We start from the raw sequence: 26,978 nt of genomic DNA on the forward strand, positions 1-26,978 counted from the left end.
CAGCTCCCACAGGGGGTCCTTGTTCTTTCAGAGGTTTGAGGAGTGATCTCATGAGTTTTCTGCGCAACATGGCCGGCCTGCTGCTCGGCAGCGCGCTGCTGTGCAACGCGTCAGCTGCGCTGGCTGGCGGCAGCTACGCGATGACGGTGTACGGCGAAGCGCCGAAATACCCCGCCGGCTTCCAGCACTTCGACTTCGTCAATCCCGACGCCCCCAAGGGTGGCTCGCTCAGCCGCGCTTCGATGGAGATCGGTCAGTACAACTACATCACCCCGTATGCCGATCAGGGCATTCCCGTGGTGCAGGTCAACGACTGGGTGTATTCGCCGCTGGCGTTCCGCTCGCTGGACGAGCCCTACACCGTCTACGGTCTGGTGGCGCAAACCATGGAGCGCGATCCCGACGGTCTGTGGGTGCGCTTCAACCTGAATCCCGAGGCGCGTTTCGCCGACGGCACGCCGATCACCGCCGAGGACGTGCGCTACACCTTCGAACTGTTGATGACCAAGGGCAGCCTGAGTTATCGCCAGCAATACGCCGACGTGCAGGACGTGCTGATCGAAGGCCCGCGGCAGATTCGCTTCACCTTCAAGAACAACCTCAACCGCACCCTGGCGCTGGATCTGGCGTCGCTGCGACCGGTGCCCGAGCACTGGTGGAAAACCCGCGACTTCGCCAACGGCGGCGGTTTCGAACCACCATTGGGCAGCGGCCCGTATCGGGTGAGCAAGGTCGACGCGGGACGCAGCATCGGTTTCCAGCGCGATCCGGATTGGTGGGGCAAGGACCTGCCGGTCAGTCGCGGGATGTACAACTTCGACAGCCTGACCGTGAATTTCTACGGCGACACCGACGTCGCCCGACAACTGCTGCAGGCCGGCGCGTTCGACTACAACCGCGAGTTTTCCTCGTCCGGCTACGTGGTCGGCTACGACAGCCCGGCCCTGCGCGACGGTCGCCTGCAACAGGCAATTCTCGCCCCGGACAAACCGACCTGCGCCCAGGGTTTCGTGTTCAACCTGCAGAATCCGCTGTTCAAGGATCGCCGCGTGCGTCAGGCGCTGAGCCTGCTGTGGGATTTCGAGTGGACCAACAAGCAGATGATGCGCGGCTTCTACGTGCGCCAGAACAGCTACTGGCCGAAGAGTGAAATGGCCGCCACCGCACTGCCCGACGCCGGGGAGCTGGCGATCCTCGAACCGCTGCGCGGACAGATTCCGGACGAGGTTTTCAGCCGGGTCTATCAGGCGCCGAAAACCGATGGCAGCGGCTACATCCGCGACAAGCAGTTGCAGGCCCTGAAGCTGTTGGCCGAGGCCGGATGGACGCCGAAAAACAACCGACTGGTGAACGCCGCCGGCGAGCCCTTCGAATTCACCTTCCTCGACGGCCAGGGCGGCTTCGACCGCATGCTGCTGCCGTACAAACGCACCCTGGCGCAGATCGGCATCACCCTCAATTTGCGACGTATCGATTCGGCGCAATACATCAACCGGCTCAACGCCCGGGACTACGACATGATCGTCACCAGTTTCCCGCGCAGCGGCGATCCGATCGTCTCGCCGGGCCGCGAGTTGTACAGCCTCTACGCCTCACAGAGCGCCACGCAGGTCGGCAGCTCCAATTCGATGGTGCTGGCCGACCCTGCGGTGGACCGGCTGATCGACGGCCTGGTCCAGGCCAATACCCGCGACGCCATGGTGCGTTATGCCCGCGCCCTCGACCGGGTGCTGCAATGGGGTGACTACATGATTCCCAACTACTACTCCAAAGGCACACCGACGGTGTATCAGAACCGCTTCGGCATGCCACCGGTGCAGCCGATTTACAGCGAAGGCCTCGATACCTGGTGGGAGGTCTCGGCCAAGCCGCTGACCAACCAGCAGATGAGTGCCCTGCGCCAGCTCGCGGGGGGCCAGTGACATGTGGCGTTATCTGAGTCGACGTCTGTTGCTGATCATCCCGACGCTGCTGTGCATTCTGGTGGTCAACTTCGTCATCGTGCAGGCCGCGCCCGGCGGCCCGGTGGAACAAGCCATCGCCCGCCTGCAAGGCTTCGGCGGGCACAGCATGGGCGGCGCCAGCGAGGTCACGGCCATCGGCGGTGCCGGGCGCAGCAGCCGTGGCCTGGACCCGGCGCTGATCGAAGAGATCAAGCACCACTACGGCTTCGACAAACCGATGCACGAACGCCTGTGGCTGATGCTGAAAAACTACGCGCAACTGGACCTGGGCAGCAGCTTCTTTCGCGGTGCGAAGGTGACGGATCTGATCGTGCAGAAGCTGCCGGTGTCGCTGTCCCTTGGCCTGTGGGCGACCTTGATCACCTACCTGATTTCGATCCCGCTGGGCATTCGCAAGGCAGTCAAAAACGGCAGCGCGTTCGATGTCTGGAGCAGCACCGCGATCATCGTCGGTTACGCGATGCCGGCGTTTCTGTTCGCGATCCTCCTGATCGTGGTGTTCGCCGGGGGTAGCTACGTCAACTGGTTTCCGGTGCAGGGGCTGGTCTCGGACAACTTCGACAGCCTGAGCCTGTGGGGCAAGGTCGGCGACTACCTCTGGCACCTGGTGTTGCCGGTGACGGCGCTGGTGATCGGCGGTTTTGCGACGCTGACGATCCTGACCAAGAACAGCTTCCTCAACGAGATCAGCCGCCAGTACGTGATCACCGCGCGCGCCAAGGGCCTGACCGAAAGACGCGTGCTCTACGGCCATGTGTTTCGCAACGCAATGCTGCTGGTGGTGGCCGGAGTGCCATCGGCATTGATCGAGGTGTTTTTCGCCGGTTCCCTACTGATCGAAACCATCTTCAACCTCGACGGCCTCGGGCGCATGAGCTACGAAGCGGCGGTGTCGCGGGACTATCCGGTGGTGTTCGGCACGCTGTTTCTGTTCACCCTGTTCGGCCTGTTGATCAAGCTGATCGGCGACCTCTGCTACACCCTGCTCGACCCGCGCATCGACTTCTCGGCGAGGACTGCCTGATGTTCACACTCTCCCCTCTGGGCCGGCGGCGCATCGCCCAATTCAAGGCCAACCGTCGCGGGCGCTGGTCGCTGTGGCTGTTCATCGGGCTGTGCCTGATCTGCCTCGGCGGCGAACTGATCGCCAACGACAAGCCGCTGGTGATCCGCTACCACAACGCCTTTTACTTCCCGATCCTCAGCGATTATCTGGAAACCGATTTCGGCGGCGAACTGCCGTTCCAGCCGGATTACGCCAGCAATTACGTACACAAACTGATCGAGGATCAGGGCGGCTGGATGCTGTTCCCACCGATCCCGTTCAGCTACGACACGGTTAATTACGACCTCACGGAACCGGCGCCGAGCCCGCCGTCCTCCAGCAACTGGCTGGGCACTGACGATCAGGCCCGGGACGTGTTGGCGCGGGTGATTTTCGGCACGCGGATTTCGATTCTGTTTGCGCTGATCCTCACCGCCGTCAGTGCGCTGGTCGGCATCGTGGCCGGGGCGTTGCAGGGTTATTACGGCGGCTGGGTCGACTTGCTCGGGCAGCGGGTGCTGGAGATCTGGTCGGGATTGCCGGTGCTGTACCTGCTGATCATTTTGTCGGGGTTCGTCTCGCCGAGTTTCTGGTGGCTGCTGGGGATCATGGCGCTGTTTTCCTGGCTGGCACTGGTGGATGTGGTGCGCGCCGAGTTCCTGCGCGGGCGCAGCCTGGAATACGTCAAGGCCGCGCGGGCGCTGGGCCTGACGGACAGCGAGCTGATGCGCCGGCACATTCTGCCCAACGCCATGACCTCCACCCTCACCTACCTGCCGTTCATTCTGACCGGTGCCATCGCCACCCTCACCGCACTGGATTTTCTCGGCTTCGGCATGCCCGCCGGCACCGCATCGCTGGGGGAACTGATCGGCCAGGCCAAGCGCAATCTGCAAGCGCCGTGGCTGGGGCTGACGGCGTTTTTTGCCCTGGCGCTGATTCTGTCCCTGCTGGTGTTCATCGGCGAAGCCTGCCGTGACGCGTTCGATCCGCGATCCTGATCCCCGGAGCTGATATGACCGATAACCTGATTGAAATCCGCGACCTGCGCGTCGCCTTCGCCGGGCACGAAGTGGTGCACGGCGTGAACCTCGACATCCGCCGTGGCGAATGCCTGGCACTGGTCGGTGAATCCGGCTCGGGCAAGTCGGTGACGGCGCACTCGATCCTGCGTTTGCTGCCAGGCAAAACCGTCAGTAGCACGGGCAGCATCCGTTACAACGGCGTGGACTTGCTGCACGCCAGTGAACAGCAGATGCGCAGCTTGCGCGGCAACCGCATCGCGATGATTTTCCAGGAGCCGATGACCTCGCTGAACCCGTTGCACACGGTGGAAAAACAGATCAGCGAAGTGCTGGAGATCCACAAGGGACTCAAGGGCCGCGCCGCGCGCCAGCGCACGCTGGAACTGCTGGAACTGGTCGGCATTCGCCAGCCGTTGCAGCGTCTGAAGGCCTATCCGCACCAGCTCTCCGGCGGCCAGCGGCAACGGGTGATGATCGCCATGGCGCTGGCTAACGAACCGGAATTGCTGATCGCCGATGAGCCGACCACGGCGCTGGATGTGACCGTACAGCAGAAGATTCTCGAGCTGCTGATCGAGTTGCAGCAACGCCTCGGCATGTCGCTGCTGCTGATCACTCACGACCTCAATCTGGTGCGGCGCATCGCCCAACGGGTGTGCGTGATGCGCCACGGGGAAATCGTCGAACAGGCCGATTGCGAAATGCTGTTCCGCGCCCCGCAGCATCCCTACAGCCGGCTGCTGATCGAGGCGGAACCGTCGGGCGCACCGGTGCCGAGTCGCTATGATCACAACCTGCTGGAGGTGGACGATCTGAAAGTCTGGTTCCCGCTGCCCAAGGCGTTGTTCAGCCGCACCCAGCAATACATCAAGGCCGTGGACGGCGTGAGTTTCCGGCTGCAACGGGGCAAGACCCTGGGGATCGTCGGCGAGTCCGGCTCGGGCAAATCGACGCTGGGCCAGGCGATTCTGCGGCTGGTGGAATCCGAGGGCGAGATTTGCTTCGGCAACAAGCAACTGAGCCTGCTCAATCAGCGCTTGATGCGCCCGTTGCGCCGACAGATTCAGGTAGTGTTCCAGGACCCGTTCGGCAGCCTCAGCCCACGGATGTCGGTGCAGCAGATCATTGCCGAAGGCCTGCTGACCCACGGCATCGGCACGCCCGAAGAACGTGAGGCTGCGGTGATCCGCGTCTTGAAGGAAGTCGGCCTCGACCCGCAGAGCCGCCATCGCTATCCCCACGAATTCTCCGGCGGCCAGCGCCAGCGCATTTCCATCGCCCGGGCGCTGGTGCTGGAACCGACGCTGATTCTGCTCGACGAACCGACCTCGGCGCTGGACCGCACGGTGCAGAAACAGGTGGTGGAGTTGTTGCGGCAATTGCAGATCCGCCATGGGCTGACGTACCTGTTCATCAGCCATGACCTGGCGGTGGTGCATGCACTGGCGCACGATTTGATGGTGATCAAGGACGGAAAGGTGGTGGAACAGGGGTCGTCCCGGGAGATTTTTGCGGCGCCGCAGCATGCCTACACTCAGGAACTCCTGAAGGCCTCCGGCCTGGCATTGGCAAAAACCGGGAAAGAGCTGGTTACAACAATCTGACCAATGCTGAAGATCCCTGTGGGAGCGGGGTTGCAGTGTTTTCAAAATTATTTGTCGGGCCCTGCATCCAAACGCCTCCGTCGCGGGTAGTCCCTGTAACAGCCCTCTTTCGGCTGTCAGCGGTTTACCCTTTTTCGGAGAAACACTGATGAACATCACCCAACTGATCGGCTTCACCGGTTTGCTCGCCGTCGCCTCGACAAGCTTTGCCCAAAGCAGTTATCCCGATGCGATCAAGGTGCCGGACGGTCACAAGATCGCGATGGAAACCACCGGGGTCGGCGAGATCACCTACGAATGCCGGGACAAGGCCAATGTCGCCGGCCAGACCGAGTGGGTGTTCGTCGGCCCGAAAGCGGTGCTCAACGATCGCAGCGGCAAACAGGTCGGCACCTACTTCGGCCCGCCCGCCACCTGGCAGGCAAAGGACGGTTCGAAAGTCACCGGCACGCAACTGGCCGTAGCGCCATCGAGCCCGGGCAACCTGCCCTATCAGCTGGTCAAGGCCAACCCCGCCGAGGGCAAAGGCGCGATGAGCGGCGTGAGCTACATCCAGCGCGTCGCGCTCAAGGGCGGCGTGGCGCCGGGCAGCGAATGCACGGCGGCGAACAAGGGCAAACAGGAAGTGGTGAAGTACCAGGCCGACTACATTTTCTGGGCCGCGAACTGAGCCTGACTGGACGTTTGCTCGATGCTTGCTAGATTGCAGGACATGCCATTACCCGAAACCGCGTTCGATTACGAAGCCCGCCTCGCCGCCTGTGCTCGCGGCGAGCGCGGGGCCCTGCGCGAATTGTATGTGCAGGAAAGTCCGCGGCTGCTCGGTGTGGCCCGACGTCTGGTGCGCGACACGGCGCTGGCCGAAGACATCGTTCACGACGCATTCATCAAGATCTGGGCCGGCGCGGCGGGTTTCGATCCGGCGCGCGGTTCGGCCCGAGGCTGGATGTTCAGCGTGACCCGCCATCTGGCGCTGAATGTGCTGCGCAATCACGACCGGGAAACGCCGTTGAACGACAGCAACGAATCTCCGGCGATTGATGACGACTTCGATGCGCTGGCGCAATCGACCCGCATCCATCGCTGCCTGCATCAACTGGAACCGCAACGCCGCCGCTGCATCCTTCACGCCTACGTCGACGGTTACAGCCACGCACAGATCGCCCAACGCCTCGACACGCCGCTGGGCACCGTCAAAGCCTGGATCAAGCGCAGCCTCAATGCGTTGCGGGAGTGCATGGGATGACCACCGAATCGGCGCAGGAACGCGATGAACTGGCCAGCGAATACGTGCTCGGCACCCTCTCGGCCGAAGCGCGCGCCGAAGTGCAACGGCGGTTGCCCAACGAGCCCGAGCTGCAAGCGGCCGTGGACGCCTGGGAACGGCGCCTGCTGGAACTGACCGACCTCGCGCCGGCGCATCAGCCCTCGTCGCAGTTGTGGCAACGCATCGAACGCAGTGTCGGGCAACTCACCCATAAGAGGGCGCCAGAGATTTCCTGGTGGAACCGTCTGTCGCTGTGGCGCGGCTTGAGCGCTGCCGGACTGGCTGCAACCTTGTTATTGGGCTCGATCCTGTTGACCCAGACCACGCCGAAACCAAGCTTTCTGGTGGTGCTGGTCGCCCCGCAGGACAAGGCGCCGGGCTGGGTGATCCAGGCCAGCAGTCCGCGGGAGATTCAGTTGATTCCGCTGGGCGTGGTCGAGGTGCCGACGGACAAGGCGCTGGAATTCTGGACCAAGGCCGACAGCTGGCAGGGTCCGGTGTCGCTGGGGCTGGTCAAGCCAGGGCAAGCGCTGTCGATCCCGCTGGACAAACTGCCGCCGCTGCAACCTAACCAATTGTTCGAGCTGACGCTGGAAGGCGCCAACGGCTCGCCGATCGGTAAACCCACCGGGCCGATCCAGGCAATTGGCCGCGCAGTGAAGGTGCTGTGACAAACCATCATCGACGTCGATGTTCACCATCACGTCAATGAAGTTCTCTTAAAAAATCCCGGGCGTAACATCGGCTCCATACCAAACAAACAACACCCCCGGAGCACACAATCATGAAACGCCAAGTCATCCTCAGCATTGCCCTCTCGGTTCTGGCCTTCAACGCATTTGCCGCCAAACCGGCCCACACCATGATCGCCGAAGGCGGTTCGGATCGTCTGATCGAACAGCGCGTTGCCGAAGGTGGTTCGGATCGTCTGATCGAACGCCGCGTTGCCGAAGGTGGTTCGGATCGTCTGATCGAACGCCGCGTTGCCGAAGGTGGTTCGGACCGTCTGATTGAACGCCGCGTTGCCGAAGGTGGCTCGGATCGTCTGATTGAACGCCGCGTTGCTGAAGGTGGCTCGGATCGTCTGATTGAACGCCGCGTTGCTGAAGGTGGCTCGGATCGTCTGATCGAAAGCCGCGTTGCTTGAATGAATGGCTTGACCGCAACAACCCAGAAAAAACCCGGCTCCCGTCAGCCGGGTTTTTTTATACCTTTTTGATCGTCCTCAGCCCTTGGCCATGCAGCGCCGATAACGCTCGTCGACCCGTTTGGCAAACCACGCCGTGGTCAGTTTGCGGGTGATCTTCGGGCTCTGCAGCACGATGCCCGGCAACACCGCACGGGGCAGTGACTTGCCTTCCGCACGCTCCGCCAGCTCGAAGACCCGTTGATACAGTTTGGTCTCCTCGAAGGCCAGGCTATCGCCCTTCTCCAGTTGATCGCGGATCACCGGATTGCGCATGCCCAGTGATTTGCCGAGGGCGCGCACCGCCAGTTCAGTGCTGCCCGGCATGATCGCGCCCGGGCGGATCAGGTCGCCATCCAGCGCCAGCGGAATCCCCGACGCCCGGCTGACCGCGTTCTGAAACGCCGCATTGCGACTGGCGTACCAGCCGGCGTTGAAGTCGGCGAAGCGGTACAAAGGTTCGCGGTAACTCACCGGATAACCGAGCAAATGGGCGATGCCGAAATACATCCCGCCGCGACGGCTGAATACCTCGCGGCGAATCGTCCCGTCCACCGGGTACGGATAGTCCTTGGCGTGCTGTTCGGCGAATTCGATGCTGACCTGCATCGGCCCGCCGGTGTGCACCGGGTTGAAACCGCTGAACAGCGTGCGGCCCATCGGCACCGAGCCGATGAAGTCGTCAAAAATCGCACTCAATTCCTTTTCGCTGCGGGCGGCGCTCAGGCGTTCGCTGTAGGTCTTGCCGTTGGGCGAGCGCACCTGCAAGGCACCGCTGACCAACAGGCTCGGGATATGCACCTTGGCGGCGCGGCGGTCGATTTCGTCACGGGCGATCTTGCCCAGGCCGGGTACCGGCGGATCGACTTGGAAAGTGGATTCCTGCTCGGTGACGGCCAGCACCGAACACAGATTCTGTGTGGTCGGGCTGATGCCCTGGGCCGCGAACGCGGCGTAGATGTCGGTGGCCCAGCCTTGGCGGTCAACGGTTTTTGCTGGCAGCAGGCGCACGATCTGCGCCTTGACCTCGGCGGGCGGGCGCGGCGCCGGTTCTTCGCTGCGTTGACCGGCGCAACCGGCCAGTACCAGCAGCGCGGCGAGGCTGACGAATAATCGAGGGGTGTGCATAACGCTTCATCCAGTCCGTTGAGCCGGGTTAACCCTACGCTCAATCGCAGGGTGCAGGATAGGACTGCGGGCCGGCGGCGCTGTTCCATCGTCCCGTCTGGCAGGCCGACTGGCCGCCCTCGCCGTCTGATCCATACTTGCTGCTGCACACTTAGTTGCACGTCTCGGATCAGGACACGCGAGGAGGACAGACCATGAACCGCAGTGATGTTCTGATCATCGGCGCGGGCCCCACCGGGCTGGTGCTGGCCCTGTGGCTGAGCAAACTGGGCGTGCGCGTGCGCATCATCGACAAAGCTTCCGCTCCGGGCACCACTTCGCGGGCGCTGGCGGTGCAGGCGCGCACCCTTGAGCTGTACCGGCAACTGGATCTGGCCGACGCGGTGGTGCGCAACGGTCACCGGGTGGCGGCGGCGAATTTCTGGGTCAAGGGCAAACCCGTGGCGCAGCTGCCGCTCAACCGCATCGGCGAAGGCCTGACGCCCTATGCCTTTCTGGAAATGTACCCGCAGGACGAACACGAGCGGCTGTTGATAGACCGCCTCGAAGACTACGACGTGACCGTCGAACGCAACACCACGCTGGAGAGCTTCACGGAAAACGGCGATGGCCTCACCGCGCATTTGCGCCTGCCGGATGGCGAGCAGGAAATCTGCCAGGCCTGCTATCTGGCCGGGTGTGACGGCGCTCGTTCGGTTGTGCGCAAAACCCTCGACACCGGTTTTCCCGGCGGCACCTATCAGCAGATTTTCTACGTCGCCGATGTGCGGGCCAGCGGCCCGGCGCTCAATGGCGAGTTGCATCTGGATCTGGATGAGGCGGACTTTCTCGCGGTGTTCCCGCTGGCCGGTGAAGGCCGTGCGCGCTTGATCGGCACCGTGCGCGACGAACGTGCGGATCGCGCCGAAACCCTGGAATTCTCGGATGTCAGCAATCGCGCCATCGAACACCTGAACGTGCACATCGAGGACGTCAACTGGTTCTCCACCTACCGCGTACATCATCGGGTGGCGGATCACTTTCGCCAGGGCCGGGCGTTTCTGCTCGGCGATGCGGCGCATGTGCACAGTCCGGCCGGCGGTCAGGGCATGAACACCGGCATCGGCGATGCGATCAATCTGGCGTGGAAACTCGCGGCAGTGCTCGGCGGCGCAGCCACGCCCACACTGCTCGACAGCTATGAAACCGAACGCATCGCCTTCGCCCGGCGACTGGTGTCGACCACCGACAAGGTCTTCAGCTTCGTCACCGCCGAAGGCCGCATGGCCGACCTGTTACGCACCCGGCTGGCGCCGTTCCTGATTCCGAAAATGGCCTCATTCGAGAGCAGCCGCGAGTTCCTGTTTCGCACGGTGTCGCAGATCACCGTCAACTATCGGGGCATGGCATTGAGCGAAGGCGTGGCCGGGCACGTCCACGGCGGTGACCGCTTGCCGTGGGCCCATGATGGCGAGGGGGACAATTACGAGCCGTTGCGCCATCCGAGCTGGCAGGTGCATGTGTACGGCGACACCAGCGACGAGATGATCGCCTGGTGCAATGAACATCACTTGCCGCTGCACGTGTTCGACTGGCGTCCGGCGTTTGAAACGGCGGGCCTGGGGCGCAACGGCTTTTACCTGCTGCGCCCTGATACCTACGTGGCGATTGCCGACAACAGCGCGGATCCGAAGGTGATCGAGCGGTATTTCCGTGACCACGGGATCCGGCCGTTTTTCACCTGATTCAGAACACCACAAACCACTGTGGGAGCGAGCTTGCTCGCGATAGCGGTCTGTCAGTCAATGCAGGGTTGTCTGATACGCCGATATCGCGAGCAAGCTCGCTCCCACATTGGGTTTTGTGGTGTTGCTTAAATCCCGGCCAGGGCCAGGTCCATCGCAAAGTAGGTGAAGATCAGATCCGCACCCGCGCGCTTGATCGCGCCGAGGCTTTCGCGCACCACGCGATCTTCGTCGATGGCCCCGGCCTGGGCGCCGAACTTGATCATCGCGTACTCGCCGCTGACCTGATAAGCCGCCAGCGGCAGGTTCGAGGCTTCGCGGATGTCGCGGATGATGTCCAGGTACGCGCCGGCCGGTTTGACCATCAGCGCGTCGGCACCTTCCTGCTCGTCGAGCAACGATTCGCGCAGGGCTTCGCGGCGGTTCATGGGGTTCATCTGATAGCTTTTGCGATCGCCTTTCAACGCGCTGCCACCGGCCTCGCGGAACGGGCCGTAGAGCGCCGAGGCGAATTTGGTCGAGTAGGCCATGATCGGAATCTGCGTGAAGCCGGCGTCGTCCAGTGCCCGGCGAATCGCCCGCACCTGACCGTCCATCGCTGCCGACGGCGCGATCACGTCAGCACCAGCACGGGCTGCTGCCACCGCTTGTTTGCCGAGGTTGATCAGGGTCTGGTCGTTGTCGACCTCATGGTTGTGCATCACGCCGCAATGGCCATGGTCGGTGTACTCGCAGAAGCAGGTGTCGGACATCACGATCATGTCCGGCACGGCGTCCTTGGCGATTCGCGACATGCGCGACACCAACCCGTTTTCGCGCCAAGTGTCGCTCCCGTTGGCGTCCAGGTGATGGGACACGCCGAAGGTCATCACCGATTTGATCCCGGCGCGGGCGTAACGCTCGATTTCGCCGGCCAGTTTGCGCTCGGGAATGCGCATCACGCCGGGCATGCTCTTGATCGGCACGAAGTCGTCGATCTCTTCTTCGACGAAGATCGGCAGCACCAGATCGTTGAGGGAAAACTCGGTTTCCTGGAACAGGCTGCGCAGGCTCGCATTGCGGCGCAGACGGCGTGGACGTGCTTCGGGGAACTGACTGGACATGGGGCCTTTCCTGAAAACAGCGGATGAGACGAAAGTCGTAGGGGGCGAAGCTTATGCCTTGCGGGGGACGGGGTACAAACCTGGATCAATCAACAGTGCATTACCCAAGACGCAATAATCATCAGAACCACCCGATGACCTGTGGGAGCTGGCTTGCCAGCGATAGCAATGGGTCAATCAACATCGATGTTGACTGTGACAGCCTCATCGCTGGCAAGCCAGCTCCCACAGGGTCGGGTGTTTAACCTTGAAATCAGGAAGGAATGGTCAGGCCGCGCACAACCGCCGGCCGCGTGAGGAAGCGCTCCAGCACCCGGGTGACGTTCGGGAAGTTGTTGATGCCGACCAGATCGCCTGCCTCGTAGAACCCGATCAGGTTGCGCACCCACGGAAACGTGGCGATGTCGGCGATGGTGTAGCGCTCGCCCATGATCCAGTCGCGCCCTTCCAGGCGGGTGTTCAGGACGTTGAGCAGGCGGCGGCTTTCCTCGACGTAGCGGTCACGGGGACGCTTGTCTTCGTAATCCTTGCCGGCGAATTTGTTGAAGAAACCGAGCTGGCCGAACATCGGGCCGATGCCGCCCATCTGGAACATCAGCCACTGAATGGTTTCGTAGCGCAGCGCGCCTTCCTGGGCCAGCAACTGGCCGCTCTTGTCGGCGAGGTAGATCAGGATCGCGCCGGACTCGAACAACGGCAGCGGTTTGTCCTCGGGGCCGTGGGGGTCGATGATCGCCGGAATCTTGTTGTTCGGGTTCAGCGACAGAAATTCCGGAGACATCTGGTCGTTGGTATCGAAGCCCACGCGATGCGGCTCGTAGGGCAGGCCGATTTCTTCGAGCATGATCGAGACCTTGACGCCGTTGGGGGTCGGCAGGGAATAAAGCTGAATCCAGTCAGGGTACTGCGCCGGCCATTTCTGGGTGATCGGGAACGCGGACAGATCAGTCATGTGTAGCATCCAGTCACAAAATGAAAGGCCTGAGCATAATCCACGAACAGCGCTCTGGCTCGGGTTCTTTACGCCCTCGCCCGCCGGCTTACTTAAATCCGCAACATCCTGTGGTTAACCTTCCCTCCAACCGCGCAGCCTCAACGGTAAAGTGCGGCGCACTCAAGCGGATCGAACCAAACGGGCCTCAGGGGGCTCCAAGCAAGCCAGTGATGACAGGGAAAACAGCCGGCGCGCGTGCCCCGGTGCAGAGGTTTGTCAGCCTTAACCGAACAGACTGAAGACGCCTTATCCCATGACGAACTTGATGAAAGTCGCCAACCGCTTCAAACATCGCGCGTATGTGGCCCTGCCCACCCTGCTGGCGGTCAGCGCGCTGTTCCTGTCGCTGGAATCCAGCGAAAGCCGTGCGCAACCGGTGGACGGCACCCAGACCCTGGTGTTCCTGCGCCATGCCGAGAAACCGGCCGGTGGTCTCGGCCAGCTCAACTGCCAGGGCCTGAACCGGGCGATCGACCTGTCGACCCTGCTGCCGGAAAAATTCGGCAAGGCCGACTACGTGTTCGCCGCCAACCCAACGCGCAATGTCGAGGAAGGCGAACTGGACAACTCCTACAGCTACATCCGCCCGCTGATGACCATCAGCCCCGCCGCGATCAAACTCGGCCTGCCGGTGAACATCGAGTTCTCGGCCAACGACACCAGCGACCTGGCCCGGGAACTGACCGACGACAAGTACCACAACTCGACCATCTACACCGCATGGTCCCATGGTTACCTTCCTGAATTGATCAACAAGGTTGCCGGCAATGCGGTAGGCGGAAAACAGAAAATCACCGATGACTGGGAATCCAGCGACTACGACTCGCTGTATGTGCTGACCCTGACCTGGCACAACGGCAAGGCCAGCCTGCAGAGCCACAGCTACAAACAGGGGCTGGATAACGGCCAGGAAAGCTGTCCGACCTGAATTTGCCCGGGGCCTGCTCGGGCCCCTTCAGGCCGGGGGTTTGACCCGTTGACGCAGGTACTCGATAACAGCCCGCCGCTCCCCCGCAAACTCGATCCGCCCGCCCTTCTTCTCGCGCTGAAACACATACATGGGGTCGTAATACTCGCGCAGCAAACCCTCGATCCAAGCGCGATGCAACTCCACTGCCCCACTGCGGCCCTGCTCTGCCAGCGCCTCTTCCATCAACACCCGCATCCGTCGGTGCCGCTCGCCGCCCAGGCGTTTGTGCACGTTGTCGAGGCTCTCCAGCAAGCGCTCGCAAAACCGCCCGAAGCCTTCGTCCCCATGCACAGCCTGAAACTCGGCAGACAAATCCACCACGTAATCGCGCAGGATCCGCTCGACGCGCTGCTCGAAACGATCTTCCAGCCAGACCATCGGGTACTGCTGCATGCCCTGATACAACGGCAAGGGCAGCGCGCAGCTGCCCACCACCCGGCTCTCATCCTCCAGCACAAACTGATCGATGCCGGCGGCGCGTTTTTTCAGCAAGTCGATGGCCAGCCGATTCTCGAAATCGATGTTCGACGGCTGACCGGTGGCGCGCTTGCCGAAACTTGAGCCCCGGTGATTGGCATGGCCTTCCAGATCCACGCTGTTGCGCAGTTGCGCCAGCACTTCGGTCTTGCCGGTGCCGGTCATGCCGCCCAGCAACACGAAATCACAGTCGGTCAAGGCTGATTCGAGGGTGTCGATCAGAAAACCCCGCAGTGCCTTGTAGCCACCGCCGATACGCGGGTAATCGATGCTGGCTTCCGACTTCAGCCACTGCTGCACGATTTGCGAACGCAGGCCGCCACGAAAGCAATACAGATAACCCTCGGGATGCGTCCGGGCAAACTCCGCCCAGGCCTGGATACGCTCTTCCTTCACCGGGCCGGACACCAGTTGATGGCCCAGCTCAATGGCTGCCTGCTGACCGTGATGCTTGTAGCAAGTGCCGACCCGCTGGCGCTCGATGTCATTCATCAGCGGCAGATTGACCGCCCCTGGAAACGCGCCCTTGTGAAACTCGACCGGCGCACGGGCGTCCATCAGCGGCCGGTCGTTGAGGAAGATGTCGCGGTAGTCGGTGACGTCGATGGACATCAATTCACCTCGACCGCATGGCTCTGTCGCCCGATCAACTCACCGATCGGCTCAAGCGCGAGGCCGAGTTCGGCAGCGACGGCGAGGAATTCGGCATTGCCTTCAGGCGTCACGGCCACCAGCAGACCGCCGCTGGTCTGCGGATCGCACAGCACTCGCTTGTGCAATTCCTGGACCCGCCCGACGCGGCTCGAATAGCTGTCGAAATTGCGCAAGGTGCCACCCGGCACGCAGCCCTGTTCAAGGTAATACTCCACACTCGCCAGACGCGGTACCCGGTCGTAAAAAATGCGTGCTGTCAGGTGACTGCCGTCGGCCATTTCCACCAGGTGCCCGAGCAGCCCGAACCCGGTGACGTCGGTCATGGCGGTGACCCCGGCCAGTTTGCCGAAACGGCTGCCGGGCTTGTTCAGCGTACACATCCAGTCCCGGGCCACGCCGATGTCGTCGGGGCGCAGCTTGCCCTTCTTTTCGGCGGTGGTGAGGATGCCGATGCCCAATGGTTTGGTCAGGTACAGCAGGCAACCGGCGGTGGCGGTGTCGTTGCGTTTCATGAAGCGCTTCTCCACCAGCCCCGTGACGGCCAGACCGAAGATCGGCTCCGGCGCATCGATCGAATGCCCGCCGGCCAGTGGAATCCCCGCCGCATCGCACACTGCTCGCCCACCCCGTATCACGTCCCGCGCCACTTCCGGCGCCAGCACATTGACCGGCCAGCCGAGGATCGCAATCGCCATCAACGGATCGCCGCCCATGGCGTAGATATCGCTGATCGCATTGGTGGCGGCGATCCGGCCGAAGTCGAACGGGTCATCAACAATCGGCATGAAAAAATCCGTGGTCGAGACCACCCCGCGCTCGGCATCGATTTCATACACCGCCGCGTCATCGCGCGACGCGTTGCCGACCCACAGTTTCGGATCAAGGTTCTGCGCCCCGCTGCCGGCCAGAATCACTTCCAGCACCTTGGGCGAAATCTTGCAGCCACAGCCGGCGCCGTGGCTGTATTGGGTCAGACGGATGGGCTCGGGCATGGGGGCAGTCTCCGGGAGGCAGTGGGAGGGATTCTAGCAGAGGGGCCGGCGGGCAAAAAAAAGCCGCCCTTACGGGCGGCTGAAGTGCTTCGCTCCTGAATCAGAACCCGAGGCTGAAGCTGATGGTCATCGCATGGTCGTTGCTCTCGTTCGACAGCTGCCCCGAGTAACCGATACCGAGTTTGCCGGTCGGGCTGATCTGGAAGTCCACACCCGCTTCGACCACCGCACTGTCCTTGGCAATCGGCACGCCCTGGGTGTTGAACGAGGCGCCGCCGTCGATGAAGGTCAGGTCGGCGTCAGGCTTGGTATCACCGAAGGCATGCCGCCAGCCGAGGGCTGCGCGCGGGGTGAATTGCCCGCCGTTGGCCAGGGTGATGACCTTGCCGGCGCGCACGCCCAGGGTCGAGAAGGTGATGTCCTGATCGGACTCGGCGCGCAGGCGCCCCACTCCACCTTTCTCCTTGGCCTTGTCGCTGTCGTAGTTGACGTACGCCAGACCGGCGAACGGTTCCAGAGCGATCCCGGCCGCTTCGATGGCATAGCCGACTTCACCGAACACCTGGGCGCTGCGGGCGTCGTAATTGGCCTTCAACCGATCGTTGTAGGCGCCGACGCTGACGTCGCGTTTGGTCTCGATGTCATGCCAGCTGTACGCCGCGCCGAGGCGCACTGCCAAAGCATCGAATTGCGAGTTGAGGTACGCCGCCAGGTGGTAGCTCTCGACCGTGGCATTCGAACGACGATCATGGGCATCCAGATCGCTGCGGGTGTAGCCGGCGGCCATGCCGACGCGCCATTGGTCGTCGAGCTGCTTGTCGGTGCCGAGCATGAAACCGCTCAGGTTGCGATCCAGTTTCGCGCTGTTGCTATCGCCGTCCGACTCGCCCCAGGCGCCGAGCGCGCGGGCCCAGCCGACCATTTCGCCGTGGCAACCATTGCTGCTCAGCTGGTTTTCGCTAGGAGCCAGGGCGCGACGTGGATCGTCCGGCGCGCTGCACGACGGCTGGCGCATACGGTCGTTGACCGCGTCCCGCACGTAGCGCGAATCCTCGAGGATTGCGCTGGCGGTGCTGGCATGGATTTCCCCCGACAGGTTGTCGAAGGCGTTACGTGCCCCGGCCACGCTGAGGTTGATGATTTCGTTCTGCAACGCAGCGCCCGCCGCGCCGTTGCGCATCAACGCCGAGGCGGTATTGCGCTGGTTGCGGGTGGCGGCGACGTCGACGAACGAATTGCCGTTGCGGCTGACCACCAGGTTCACCGCGTTAGCGTCGTACACCAGCGCAGTATTGAGGAACGCGTATTGCGGCAGGTCGGCGGCGCTGAAGGTGCCGGTCACTCCGCCACCGGCGGTGATCAGCGAGTACACGGTATTGCCGGTGAACGGCGCCAGGCTGTTGACCTGCAGACCGCCGCCCAGGGTGGCGGTACCACCGACCGCCAGTGGTGTGGCGGTCGGCGAGCTGACCGTCAGGGCCAGCACACCGTCAGCGGCGTTGCTCAGGTTGCCGGCGACACTCAAGGTGCCATCCTCGCCACCGGAAGCCACCACGCCATGGTTGACTACCGAACCGACGCTGCCATTGCCGCTCAGGCCCGCGCCGTTGGCCACGGTGACCTGCCCGGCAAGCGAGGCCCGCGCCGCGCGGCTGCCGACTTGCAGCACGCCCTGGTCCACCGCCACGGTGCCGCTGAAGGGTTGATCACCGGTCAGCAGCAGGCGCGCGGCACCGCGTTTGGCCAGGGCGCCGACACCGCTGAGGCGTCCGTTGAACTGGCCGTTGGTGTTCTGCTGGAACACCAGCGATGCGTTGTTGAGGATGTTGCCTTGCAGGCTGGTGGTATTGCCGATCAGCGTACCGCCGCTGACCGTGGTGCCGCCGCTGTAAGTGTTGGCGCCGCTGAGGATCAGAGTGCCGGAATCCAGCTTCTCGATACCGCCAGTGCCCACCAGCGGTGCGGAGATTTCCGCGCTGCCACCGGCATTCACCCGCACCGGCGCGAGGCTGCCGGCCGGGCCGTTGACCGGGGTCAGCGTACCGCCAGCGCCTGGAACCAGGCTGTAACCGCTGGACAGGAACTGCAACCCGGTGAAGTTCTGATTGCCTTGCACCGTGACTGTGCCGCTCTGCCCGCCGAACACAGCGAACTGACCGTTCGATGCCAGCGCCTGGGTTCCGCTCGGATCGGTCCAGTTGGTGCCCGGGCCCCACACGCCACTGCCGCCACCGATGCTGCCATCCGGATTGGTGGTGCCGCCGTTCCAGAACTGCACTTCACCCGGAGTGTTCTGCACCAGCAGGTTGACCTGATTGGCCAGCGCGGTCTGCAGGGTCAGATTGGCCGCCGACACCGGCAGGCTGCCGTAGACCAGACCGTTGTCGGTCAGGCTGCCGCCGTAGCTGAACAGTTGATAGACCCCGGTGCCGAAGCCGCCGGCATTGCTGATGTTCAGCGTGCCGTCGAGGGTCAGGTTGCCCGCGACGTTGACCACGGTTGTGGAGCTGGCGGCCGAGCCGAGGCTGAAGTCCAGGTTGGTGCCTGAAGACAATGCCAGCGAACCCACCGACAACGGCGTTGCAGCGCCGCCACCGGTCAGCGTCGCACCGTCGGCCAGTTGCACGGTGCCTGCGAACACGCCGCTGCCGCCGATTTTCGCCCCGCTGGCCACGTTGACGTTGGCACTGTTGAGCACACCGTTGACGTTCAGCGCACCGGCCTGCACCGCGGTGTTGCCGGTGAAGGTGTTGTTGCCGGTCAGCAGCAAGGCGCCGGTGCCGGTTTTGTTCAGGTTGCCGGCGCCGGTCAGATTGCCGGTGTAGCTGCCGTCGCTGTTCTGCTCGAAGGTCAGCGCTGCGTTGTTGACGATGGCGCCTTGCAGGCTGCTGGTGTCGCCACGGGTGCTGCCGCCGTTCAGCGTGGTGCCGCCGCTGTAGGTGTTGGCGCCACTGAGAACGAGGTCGCCACTGCCGTTTTTCACCAGGCTGCCGCTGCCGGTGATCGCACCGAGCAGCGTGGTGTTCTGGTTGCCGGCCAGGGTCAATTCCGCACCCAGGTTGATGGCGTTGGCCAGTTGCAGCGCGCTGGTGCTGTCGAGGGTGCCGTTGCCCAGCACGCTGAGGGCGCCGCTGCTGATCGCGCTGTTGTTGCCCAGGATCAGCGAGCCGCCGGACAGTTGAGTGCCGCCGCTGTAGGTGTTGCTGCCGTTGAGGGTCAGGCTCGATGCGCCGGTCTTGATCAGACTGCCGCTGCCGCTGACCACACCGCCGAGGGTCAATGCGTTGGCGCCGGTGACGGTGAGTCCGCCGTTGAGCACCACGGCGTTGGCCAGGCTGACCGCGGTGTTGCTGTCCAGCGCCGTGCCGTTGGCGGCGGTCAACACGCCGGTGCCGAGGGCGGCGTTGTTGCCGACCACGATCTTGCCGCCATTGAGCGCGGTGCCGCCGGTGTAGCCGTTGGCGGCGTTGAGCACCAGGGTGCCGGTGTCGTATTTGCCCAGTGTGCCGGCGCCGTTGAGCGCCACGCCCACGGTGGCGGTGACGTTCGGATCGACCCGAACGGTGGCATTGCCCAGCGACCCGTTGACCAGATTCAGCGAACCGGCCGTGCCGTTCTGCAGGTTGTAGCCATCGGTGACGAATTGCATGCCAGTGATGGTTTGCGCGCCGTTGACCGTGACGGTGCCCGCCGTGCCCTGGAACACCGCGAAGTTGTTGGTCCAGGCCTGATTGGTGGTGCCGTTGACGTCGGTCCAGTTGGTGGTGCCGGTACCCCAGGTGCCGCTGCCGCCATCCACCGAGCCGTTGGCGACCAGTTGGTTGCCGTCCCAGAACTGCACGGTAACGCCTGGTGCGGTGACCAAAAGGTTGATCTGGTTGGCCAGTGCGGTTTGCAGGGTCAGGTCGCCCGGGGTGACGCTGCCCGGCACGGTGCCGATCAGCATGCCGTTGTCGGTCAGGCCGCCGGTGTAGTTGATCAACCGGTACACGCCGCTGCCGAAGCCGCCGATGTCGCTGACGTTGAGGGTGCCGTCGAGGGTCAGGTTACCGCCGACGTTGACCAGCGCGTTGCCGCCACCGGACACCGGTGTGCCGAGGCCGACATCGAAGTTGGAGTTGGCGTTGAACACCAGCGAATTCACCGACAGCGTGCTGCCGGTAGCGCCGGCCAGATGACCGCCATCCGCCACGGTCACGGCCCCGCCGAGCGAACCGCCGCCGGTCAGAGTGCCGCCGCTGTTGACCAGCACACTGGCGCTGTCCAGCGAGCCGCTGACGTTCAAGGTGCCGGCGTTGACCGTGGTGTTGCCGGTCAGGCTGTTGAGGCCGGTCAGGGTCAGCGTGCCGGTGCCGAGTTTGCTCAACTCGCCGGTGCCGGTGAGCACACCGCCGAAAATGCTGCTGGCGTTGTTGCCGCCGATGCTCAGCGTGTTGCCGCCGCCGATCAGTGCAGTGCCGCTGCCGGTCAGGCTGGCGAGGCTGCCGGAACCGCCGAGGTTGAGGGTCGCCGCAGCGCCGAGATTGACTCCGGCGTTGGTGCCCAGTGCCGAGTTGCCCAGGGTGGTCAGGCTGCCGGACTGCACATCGAAAGTGCCGCTGAAGGTGTTGTTGCCGGACAGCGTCAGGTCGGCCAGACCGTTTTTGGTCAGGGTGCCGGCCCCGGCAATCACGCCACCGAGGGTCAGGTTATTGTTACCGGCCACGCTCAGGTTGGCATTGACGTTGACGTTGTTGGCCAGCACCAGTGGCGCCGTGGTGTCGAGGGTCGAAGCGCCCGCCACGGTCACTGCGCCGGAGCCCAGGCCCGCCGCGGTGCCAAGGGTCACGGTGCCGGCGTTCAGCGTGGTGCCGCCGCTGTAGGTGTTGATGCCGTTGAGGGTCAGGTTGGAGGCGCCGTTCTTGATCAGACCGCCGGTGCCGCTGACCACGCCGCTGAGGGCTACGTCGCTGTTGCCGGTATTGGTCAGATTGGCGTTGAGCACCACGTTGTTGCCCAGCGACACCGAAGTGTTGCTGTCCAGCGCCGAGGCACCGGCCACGGTCAGGTTGCCCAGTCCGAGGGCGCCGTTGCTGCCGGCGGTCAGGGTGCCGGCGTTGAGGGTGATGCCGCCGAGGAAGTTGTTGGCCCCGCTCAGGATCAGGTTGGCCGCGCCGTTCTTGGTCAGGCTGCCGGCGCCATTGATCGCGCCGCTGAGTGTCAGATCGTTGCTGCCGACGATGCCGAGGTTGCCCGCCAGGTTGATCGCGTTACCCGCCGTGACAGCACTGTTGGCATCCAGGGTAGTGCCGTTCGCCGCGTTCAGAGTGGCCGAACCCAGCGCGCTGTTCGACGCCAGAACCAGTCCGCCCGCGTTCAATGCCACCGGGCCGAGGAAGGCGTTGTTGCCGCCGAGGGTCAGGTTGGCCGAGCCGTTCTTGATCAGCCCGCCGGTGCCGTTGATCACGCCGTTAAGGGCCAGCGCGTTGCTGCCAACGATCGTGAGGTTACCGTTGAGCGTGGCCGCGTTGGTCAGGGTCACGGCGGTGTTGCTGTCCAGTTGCGTGCCGGCATTGGCGATCAACGCACCGCTGCCCAGCGCGGTGTTGCTGCCGACCACGATTTTGCCGCCATCGAGTTGCGTGCCGCCGGTGTAGCTGTTGGCGCCGTTGAGTACCAAGGTGCCCGCGTCGAGTTTGTTGAGGATGCCGCTGCCGTCGATGTTCACCCCAACCGTGGCGGTCACGCCCGGATCAACGCGCATCGCCGTGGTGCCGCCGGCGCCGTTGACGGCGGTCAGCAGTCCCGAGGTGCCGTTGACCACGTTGTAGCCATCGGTGAGGAACTGCATGCCAGTGAACAGTTGCGTGCCGTTGACCGATACCGTGCCGGCCGTGCCCTGGAATACCGCGAAGTCGCCGGCCCAGGTCTGATTGACCAGACCATTGGCGTCGGTCCAGTTGGTGCCGGCGCCGTTCCAGGTACCGCTGCCGCCATCGACAGTGCCGTTGGGGATGGTCTGGCTGCCATCCCAGTAACGAATGTCCGAATTCGGCGCCGAGACCTGAATGTTGATCTGATTGGCGACCCCGGTCTGCACCACCAGATCGCCCAGCCCATAACCGACCGGCACGCTGGCAACGTCCAGGCCCAGATTGGTCAGGGCACCGGTGTAGTTGAACAGACGATACACACCGACGCCGAAACCACCGGCATCGGTGACGTTGAGATTACCGTCGAGGGTGAGGTTGCCGCCGACGTTCATCAGCGACGTGGTCGATGGCGTCCCCAGCGCCGCATCGACATTGCTGCCGGCTGCGAGCGTCAATGATCCGGCCGAGAGTGTATTACCCGACGACAGGGCCAGGTGACCGCCGCTGTTGATGGTCATCGCGCCGAGTGCCGAACCGTTGCCGGTGAGGGTGGCGCCGGTATTGACGTTGACCTGGGCACTGGCCAGCGAACCGCTGAGGTTCAGGGTGCCGCCGTTGACGGCGGTGTTGCCGACGATGCCGTTGATCCCGGTCAGGTTCAGGGTGCCGGTGCCGACCTTGGTCAGGCCGCCGTTGCCGCTCAGGTCGCCGTCGAAGGTGCTGGTGCTGCTGACTCCGCCCACGGTCAATGTGTTGCCGCCGCCGATCTGTACGCTGCCGCTGCCGCTCAGGCCGTTGAGGCTGGCGTTGCTGCCCAGATTGAGGCTGGCGCCGGCGCTGACGTTGGCGCCGGAGGTGTTGCCCAGCGCCCCGCTGCTCACGGTGGTGACGCTGCCGGCGGCAATGTTCAGCGCACCGGTGAAGGTGTTGTTGCCGCTGAGGGTCAGGTCGTCCAGGCCGGTCTTGGTCAGGCTGCCGGCGCCGTCGATCACGCCGCTGAGAGTCAGGCCGTTGTTACCGGCCAGGGTCAGCCCGGCATCAAGGGTGATGTTGTTGCCGAGGGTGAAGGCGCTGCTGTTGTCCAGTGTCGCGGCGCCACCGACGGTGAGCGTGCCGCTGCCCAATGCGCCGGGCGCGCCGACGGTCAGGTTGCCGGCGTTGAGCGTGGTGCCGCCGCTGAAGGTGTTGGTGCCGTTGACGGTCAGGTTGGCCGCCCCGTCTTTCACCAGTTGGCCGGTGCCGCTGAGCACGCCGCCGAGGGTCAGGTTCTGCGTGCCGCCGACGCTCAGCGCCGCATTCAGCACGACCGCGTTGGCCAGACTGACCAGCGGCGAACTGCTGTCGATTGTTGCCGCACCGCCGACGGTCAAGGCGCCGGTGCCGAGCGCCGAGCTGTTGCCGACGGTCAGGGTACCGGCGTTCAGGGTGGTGCCGCCGACGTAGGTGTTGGTGCCATTGAGGTTCAGATTGGCCGCACCGTCTTTCACCAGGCTGCCGGCACCGGCGACGGTGCCGGTGAGGGTCAGGTCCGCGCTGCCGCCGACATTGAGCGCGCCTGCGAGGTTGACCTGATTGCCCAGAGTGACGGCGGTATTGGTATCCAGCGTGGTGCCGGCCGCTGCGTTGAGTGCACCGCTGCCCAGCGCGGTGTTGCTGCCGACGATCAGTTTGCCGACGTTCAGCGCGGTGTTGCCGAAGTAGGTGTTGGCGCCGTTGAGGATCAGGTCGGCCGGGCCGCTCTTGGTCAGGCCACCGACCCCGGAGACCACGCCCGCGAGGGTCAGCGCGTTGCTGCCACCGATGGTCACGTTGCCGCCGAGGTTGACGTTGTTGGCCAGGCTCGCCGCTGTGCTGGCATCCAGCGTGGTGCCATTGGCGGCGTTGAGTACGCCAGTGCCGAGGGCGGTGTTGGAGCCGACGACCAGAGTCCCGGCGTTCAGCGAAGTAGCGCCGGTGTAGGTGTTGTTGCCGGTCAGGGTCAGGGTTGAAGCACCGGTCTTGATCAGGTTGCTGGTGCCACTGATCACGCCGCCGAGGGTCAGCGGGTTGGCGCCGCCGGTGGTGAGGTTGGCGTTCAGCGCGATGGCGTTGTTCAGCGCCACGTTGGCGCTGCTGTTGAGCGTGCCGCCCGCCCCGCCCACGGTCAGCGTGCCGGTGCCAAGTGCCGCGCCGTTGCCGACGGTCAGGCTGCCGGCGTTGAGTGCAGTGCCGCCGGTGAAGGTGTTGGCGCCGTTGAGGGTCAGGTTGGCCGTGCCGTTCTTGATCAATTGACTGGCGCCGCTGATCACCCCGCCAAGGGTCAGTGCATTGCTGCCGCCGATCCCCAGATTGTTGTTGAGAATCACGTTGTTGTTCAGCGTCACCGCGGTATTGCTGTCGAGGGTCGCCGCGCCGCCGACGGTGATATTGCCGCTGCCCAGCGCAGCGTTGGCACCCGCGGTGATGGTGCCCGCGTTCAACGCAACAGCACCGAGGAACGTATTGGTGCCGTTGAGAATCAGGTTCGCCGCGCCGTTCTTGGTCAGCCCGCCGCTGCCGCTGACCACGCCGCCGAGGGTCAGGTTGGCGCTGCCGCCAATGTTCAGGTTGCCGCCGAGGGCGACGGCGTTGCTCAGCGCCACAGTGGTGCTGGCATCGAGGGTGGTGCCCGCCGCCGTGGTCAGCGCGCCGGTGCCCAGCGCGGTGTTGGAGCCGACGATCAGCGTCCCGGCATTCAGTGCCGTGCCGCCGGAGAAGGTGTTGTTGCCGCTGAGGGTCAGGTTCGCGGTGCCGTTCTTGATCAGGTTGCCGGCGCCGCTGATGACCCCGCTCAAGCCCAGTGCCTGAGTACCGCCGATGGTCAGATCCGCCGCCAGCGCCACCGCGTTGGCCAGGGTCACGGCGGTGGTCGCATCCAGAGTGGTGCCGGCCGCCGCGTTCAAGGCGCCCGTGCCGAGGGCGGTGTTGCTGCCGACGAGCAAACTGCCGCCGTTGAGCGCGGTGCTGCCGCTGTTGGTGTTGTTGCCGGTCAGGGTCAGGCTGGCGCTGCCGCTCTTGGTGATCGCCCCGGTGCCGGACAGGACGCCGGCCAGGGTCAGGGCATTGCTGCCGAGCACGTTCAACGTACCGGTGATACCGACGTTGTTGGCCAGGGTCACGTTGCCGGTGCTGTCGAGGCTGGTGCCGTTGCTGGTGTTGAGCACCCCGGTGCCCAAGGCGTTGTTGTTGCCGACGCGCAAGGTGCCGGCGCTGAGGCTGGTGTTCCCGGTGTAGGTGTTGATGCCGTTGAGGGTCAGGCTGCCGCTGCCGGTTTTGGTCAGATTGCTGGCGCCGCTGATCACCCCGCCCAGGGTCAACGCACCGGTGCCGGTTGCGGTCAGGGTGCTGTTGAGCGTGATCGCGTTGGCCAGCGAAATCGGCGTCGTTGCCGAGATGCTCGAAGCGCCGCCGACCGTAATGCCGCCAGTGCTGAATGCCGAGTTGTTACCCACAAGCACTGTGCCGCCGTTGAGCACGGTGTTGCCGGTGTAGGTGTTGATGCCATTGAGGTTGAGCTGGCCGCTGCCGATCTTGGTCAGGCCGCCAGTACCGGAAATCACGCCGTTCAGGGTGGTGCCGTTAATGCCCTGCAAGGTCAGGCCGCTGGCGCCCAGATTGATCTGGTTGGCCAGCGACAGTCCCGCGTTACTGGCCTGGAGGATCCCGCCGTTGGACGTCAGTACACCGCTGCCGAACGCCGCGTTGTCGTTGAACTGCGCAACACCGCCATTGAGGGTGGTCGCCCCGCTGACCAACGGCCCCTGCAAGGTCCAGGTGCCGCTGTTGAGGGTCAGGTTGTTGAAGTTGACGTAGGTCGCGCTGGACGCGGTGCCGGTCCCGGTGACGCCACCACCGACGCCGATCGGGTTTTGCAGGATCAGCGTGTTGGTGCCGCCCGCGCCGCCATCGATGGTGCCGGTCGGGGCAAAGGTCAGGTTGATGCCGACCAGGCCACCGAGGCCGACGGACACTTGCACACCGTCACCGACGTTAACGCTGGAACCGGTGATCGCGTAGAAGGTGTTGGTGCTGCCCGCGCCCATCGACACGCCGCCGGTGATGTTACCGGCGTTGGTGAAGGTGTTGCCTGCTGCCGACGTCTCGAACGCAATCCGGCCGTTGATCGTGCCGCTGGCACTGTTGGTCATGTTGACTTGCGAACCACCATACACCCCGACCACCGGGGTATCGGCCAGGGTGATGCCGCCGACCGACAGCCCGGTGGACGTAATGGTGCCGTTGTTGGTGATGGTCGTGGTACCCGCCACCGCGTTGTTCACGCCGATAGCCAGGCCGTCAATGCTGGTCAGGTTGAGGCCGAGCAACATCCCCGTGCCACGCATGATCCCGCTGGCATTGTTGACCACGCTGACCGTGCTGGTCGCGCCGGTGCCGATGAATGCACCGCCACTGAGGATCGACACCAGGCCCAGCAAGGCCGGGTCGACGGTGCCGGAGTTGTTCAGGGTGATATTGGCCCCGGTCAGGTTGATGACCTTGCCGCCCAGCGTCGCATTCATCTGCGCGCCCGAGTTGACGTTGACCGTCAGGCCGCTGGTGGCGCTGCTGTAGTCATTGAGAAACAGCGGCAGGGTCGGAACACCCGAACAGGTAATCGTGGAACCCGCCGCCGAGCAAGTGGCGAACGCCTGCTCGCTGACACCACCGAACAGCAGTCCGGCGACGCTCAGATGCACAGCAAGGGACAGTGGGGAAAAACGCGAAACGAGGGCGACACCAAACCTTGCTTCCACGGGCTACTCCTTTCGTGGTCGATTTCGTCCTTGAAGCGTGCAACTGCGGCAAGATTCAGCACGCGTATCAAGCGTATGACGGTCATCAGATAACCGTCCCATTCCAGACACACGCTAGTTGATGCCCTGCGATGGGGCACCGGTTAAATAGTGTTAATACTTTTGTGCGATAAGGCCCTGCGCCGATACTTCCGGCCGTTCTGAGCAAGGGCTTGAGGACG

General features: G+C 63.9%; 16 protein-coding genes. 10 read left to right on the forward strand and 6 right to left on the reverse strand.

Annotated elements, in window-relative coordinates:
- Positions 1-50: 50 nt before the first annotated feature.
- From CAF77_RS08805 to CAF77_RS08840, 8 genes are all read left to right on the forward strand, one after another.
- Complete coding sequence (locus tag CAF77_RS08805; RefSeq protein WP_085654303.1) at positions 51-1,922, forward strand: extracellular solute-binding protein; 1,872 nt, start codon at positions 51-53, stop codon at positions 1,920-1,922.
- A 1-nt stretch (position 1,923) separates the two neighbouring features.
- Positions 1,924-2,988 carry a microcin C ABC transporter permease YejB gene (locus CAF77_RS08810; protein WP_085654304.1) on the forward strand — a complete coding sequence of 355 codons (1,065 nt, stop codon included), beginning with the start codon at positions 1,924-1,926 and terminating at the stop codon, positions 2,986-2,988.
- A complete protein-coding gene (locus CAF77_RS08815; RefSeq protein ID WP_011335076.1) occupies positions 2,988-4,010 on the forward strand; it encodes an ABC transporter permease in 1,023 nt (340 codons plus the stop codon). Before CAF77_RS08810 ends, CAF77_RS08815 begins: the two co-directional genes overlap by 1 nt.
- A gap of 14 nt (positions 4,011-4,024) precedes the next feature.
- Positions 4,025-5,638, forward strand: a complete 1,614-nt coding sequence (locus CAF77_RS08820; RefSeq protein ID WP_085654305.1) for an ABC transporter ATP-binding protein — start codon at positions 4,025-4,027, stop codon at positions 5,636-5,638.
- Between the two features lie 148 nt (positions 5,639-5,786).
- Entirely contained in the window at positions 5,787-6,308 is a 522-nt protein-coding gene (locus CAF77_RS08825) for a DUF3455 domain-containing protein (protein ID WP_011335078.1), read from the forward strand.
- Positions 6,309-6,350: 42 nt separating this feature from the next.
- On the forward strand, positions 6,351-6,884 hold the full coding sequence (locus CAF77_RS08830; protein ID WP_170928941.1) for a sigma-70 family RNA polymerase sigma factor: 534 nt from the start codon (positions 6,351-6,353) through the stop codon (positions 6,882-6,884).
- Positions 6,881-7,576 carry an anti-sigma factor domain-containing protein gene (locus tag CAF77_RS08835; RefSeq protein ID WP_085654306.1) on the forward strand — a complete coding sequence of 232 codons (696 nt, stop codon included), beginning with the start codon at positions 6,881-6,883 and terminating at the stop codon, positions 7,574-7,576. Before CAF77_RS08830 ends, CAF77_RS08835 begins: the two co-directional genes overlap by 4 nt.
- A gap of 113 nt (positions 7,577-7,689) precedes the next feature.
- Positions 7,690-8,052 (forward strand): hypothetical protein, encoded by a 363-nt coding sequence (locus CAF77_RS08840; RefSeq protein WP_085654307.1) that lies wholly within the window; start codon positions 7,690-7,692, stop codon positions 8,050-8,052.
- Positions 8,053-8,130: 78 nt separating this feature from the next.
- Here the strand turns inward: CAF77_RS08840 and CAF77_RS08845 are convergent, their stop codons facing one another.
- Positions 8,131-9,219, reverse strand: coding sequence for a DUF1615 domain-containing protein (locus CAF77_RS08845; protein WP_064380878.1), 1,089 nt, complete (start codon positions 9,217-9,219; stop codon positions 8,131-8,133).
- A gap of 194 nt (positions 9,220-9,413) precedes the next feature.
- Between CAF77_RS08845 and CAF77_RS08850 the strand changes: the two genes are divergently transcribed.
- On the forward strand, positions 9,414-10,943 hold the full coding sequence (locus tag CAF77_RS08850; protein WP_064380880.1) for an FAD-dependent oxidoreductase: 1,530 nt from the start codon (positions 9,414-9,416) through the stop codon (positions 10,941-10,943).
- A gap of 128 nt (positions 10,944-11,071) precedes the next feature.
- Here the strand turns inward: CAF77_RS08850 and hemB are convergent, their stop codons facing one another.
- Together hemB and CAF77_RS08860 are read right to left on the reverse strand one after the other, a co-directional pair.
- Positions 11,072-12,046 carry a porphobilinogen synthase gene (hemB, locus tag CAF77_RS08855; RefSeq protein ID WP_064380881.1) on the reverse strand — a complete coding sequence of 325 codons (975 nt, stop codon included), beginning with the start codon at positions 12,044-12,046 and terminating at the stop codon, positions 11,072-11,074.
- 253 nt (positions 12,047-12,299) lie between these two features.
- Positions 12,300-12,998 carry a glutathione S-transferase family protein gene (locus CAF77_RS08860; RefSeq protein ID WP_064380883.1) on the reverse strand — a complete coding sequence of 233 codons (699 nt, stop codon included), beginning with the start codon at positions 12,996-12,998 and terminating at the stop codon, positions 12,300-12,302.
- A gap of 295 nt (positions 12,999-13,293) precedes the next feature.
- Between CAF77_RS08860 and CAF77_RS08865 the strand changes: the two genes are divergently transcribed.
- A complete protein-coding gene (locus tag CAF77_RS08865; RefSeq protein ID WP_011335086.1) occupies positions 13,294-13,968 on the forward strand; it encodes a hypothetical protein in 675 nt (224 codons plus the stop codon).
- A gap of 27 nt (positions 13,969-13,995) precedes the next feature.
- On the opposite strand, the gene mnmH is transcribed toward CAF77_RS08865, so the two are convergent.
- The 3 genes from mnmH to CAF77_RS08880 all read right to left on the reverse strand — a co-directional run bounded on the left by mnmH (position 13,996) and on the right by CAF77_RS08880 (position 26,757).
- On the reverse strand, positions 13,996-15,099 hold the full coding sequence (gene mnmH / locus CAF77_RS08870) for a tRNA 2-selenouridine(34) synthase MnmH (protein WP_064380885.1): 1,104 nt from the start codon (positions 15,097-15,099) through the stop codon (positions 13,996-13,998).
- The gene (gene selD / locus CAF77_RS08875) at positions 15,099-16,133 is read right to left on the reverse strand and encodes a selenide, water dikinase SelD (protein WP_064380887.1); all 1,035 of its coding nucleotides are present in this window, start codon (positions 16,131-16,133) and stop codon (positions 15,099-15,101) included. Before selD ends, mnmH begins: the two co-directional genes overlap by 1 nt.
- 100 nt (positions 16,134-16,233) lie before the next feature.
- Positions 16,234-26,757, reverse strand: coding sequence for an autotransporter-associated beta strand repeat-containing protein (locus tag CAF77_RS08880; RefSeq protein WP_085654308.1), 10,524 nt, complete (start codon positions 26,755-26,757; stop codon positions 16,234-16,236).
- Positions 26,758-26,978: the final 221 nt, after the last annotated feature.

This window comes from Pseudomonas sp. R15(2017) (assembly GCF_002112685.1).
Lineage (GTDB): Bacteria > Pseudomonadota > Gammaproteobacteria > Pseudomonadales > Pseudomonadaceae > Aquipseudomonas > Aquipseudomonas glycinae.

Coding starts and splice junctions, on each gene's coding strand:
- CAF77_RS08805 (WP_085654303.1), top strand. CDS start 51: ATGAGTTTTCTGCGCAACATGGCCGGCCTGCTGCTCGGCAGCGCGCTG.
- CAF77_RS08810 (WP_085654304.1), top strand. CDS start 1,924: ATGTGGCGTTATCTGAGTCGACGTCTGTTGCTGATCATCCCGACGCTG.
- CAF77_RS08815 (WP_011335076.1), top strand. CDS start 2,988: ATGTTCACACTCTCCCCTCTGGGCCGGCGGCGCATCGCCCAATTCAAG.
- CAF77_RS08820 (WP_085654305.1), top strand. CDS start 4,025: ATGACCGATAACCTGATTGAAATCCGCGACCTGCGCGTCGCCTTCGCC.
- CAF77_RS08825 (WP_011335078.1), top strand. CDS start 5,787: ATGAACATCACCCAACTGATCGGCTTCACCGGTTTGCTCGCCGTCGCC.
- CAF77_RS08830 (WP_170928941.1), top strand. CDS start 6,351: ATGCCATTACCCGAAACCGCGTTCGATTACGAAGCCCGCCTCGCCGCC.
- CAF77_RS08835 (WP_085654306.1), top strand. CDS start 6,881: ATGACCACCGAATCGGCGCAGGAACGCGATGAACTGGCCAGCGAATAC.
- CAF77_RS08840 (WP_085654307.1), top strand. CDS start 7,690: ATGAAACGCCAAGTCATCCTCAGCATTGCCCTCTCGGTTCTGGCCTTC.
- CAF77_RS08845 (WP_064380878.1), bottom strand. CDS start 9,219: ATGCACACCCCTCGATTATTCGTCAGCCTCGCCGCGCTGCTGGTACTG.
- CAF77_RS08850 (WP_064380880.1), top strand. CDS start 9,414: ATGAACCGCAGTGATGTTCTGATCATCGGCGCGGGCCCCACCGGGCTG.
- hemB (WP_064380881.1), bottom strand. CDS start 12,046: ATGTCCAGTCAGTTCCCCGAAGCACGTCCACGCCGTCTGCGCCGCAAT.
- CAF77_RS08860 (WP_064380883.1), bottom strand. CDS start 12,998: ATGACTGATCTGTCCGCGTTCCCGATCACCCAGAAATGGCCGGCGCAG.
- CAF77_RS08865 (WP_011335086.1), top strand. CDS start 13,294: ATGACGAACTTGATGAAAGTCGCCAACCGCTTCAAACATCGCGCGTAT.
- mnmH (WP_064380885.1), bottom strand. CDS start 15,099: ATGTCCATCGACGTCACCGACTACCGCGACATCTTCCTCAACGACCGG.
- selD (WP_064380887.1), bottom strand. CDS start 16,133: ATGCCCGAGCCCATCCGTCTGACCCAATACAGCCACGGCGCCGGCTGT.